This window comes from Burkholderia sp. BDU5 (assembly GCF_001522845.1).
Taxonomy (GTDB): Bacteria; Pseudomonadota; Gammaproteobacteria; order Burkholderiales; family Burkholderiaceae; genus Burkholderia; species Burkholderia mayonis.
The window spans coordinates 1-805 of the sequence record NZ_LOWC01000006.1; the positions used below are offsets into that span (position 1 = coordinate 1).

The 805-nt window shown below is 62.7% G+C and carries 1 protein-coding gene and 1 pseudogene; both read right to left on the reverse strand.

Annotated features, from left to right (window positions below; all coding sequences use genetic code 11):
• The coding region (locus WS69_RS01390) for a PAAR domain-containing protein (protein ID WP_059469057.1) at positions 1–236 on the reverse strand (236 nt) is incomplete at its 3' end.
• Between the two features lie 9 nt (positions 237–245).
• Positions 246–805, reverse strand: a pseudogene (locus WS69_RS01395) (DUF2875 family protein); the annotation flags it as partial.

An 805-nucleotide genomic window follows, 5' to 3' on the forward strand; every position in this document is an offset into this window, starting at 1 on the left:
GAGATGAGCGTGGCCCCGCATGAGGTCTTGTGCCCGTCGAAAGCCACGGCACGCCCGTCAATGCGGACATTCTCGTCGCCCTCCACGATCACGCAATGATTGTGTCCATCCATCGGGCACGTGCAGCGGTCGCCGACACAGGCCACCGCCCGCCCCATTACGGTCGAGCCCTCGCGACCGGTTTCGACGTGGCCGCCGTGCGTTGTCGAATCGCCGATGCGAATCACGCCGCGCATACGAGCCTCTTAGCGGAAAGGATTCAGATCCGGTTGCTTCTGCGTCGGTGGGCTCACCATTACGATCGTCGCCGTGCCGTTCGGCCGCCGATTGATCGTGGCGCTGGCTCCGCCTTCGTTGTAACCCGCGATCAAGCCGAGCCCGATCTGGACCAACGGCGAGCTGATGCCCGTGTTACCGATCCGGTGGCCGATATCGTAGCCCTCTTTCACGTCATCGAGACTGGGCGAGGACGGACCGCTTTGCGCGAGCGCCTGATTGATCGGCGCCACCCATGTGCGATCACCCGTCGTGTCGTAGAAGATACGTTTCGGCGTTTCGCCGGCCGGCAGCGTGCCGATTGCCTGCTGCCAGCCAACCTTGAGCGCTTCCGCCTGCTGCGCGGTTTTGAACGGCTTGCCGTGCGAATCGGTGAGCTTCACGTCGACGGGCCGATGCAGATAGCCGAGCAGCGGCGCGTTGTCAAATTGTTTCACCTGCCACGTCGTCCAACGCACCGGGATATAGGGCGTCGGCTTGAATTCGCCCGGCCCTTTGTTGCTGATCGTCTTCCAGAATTCGGGAAGTT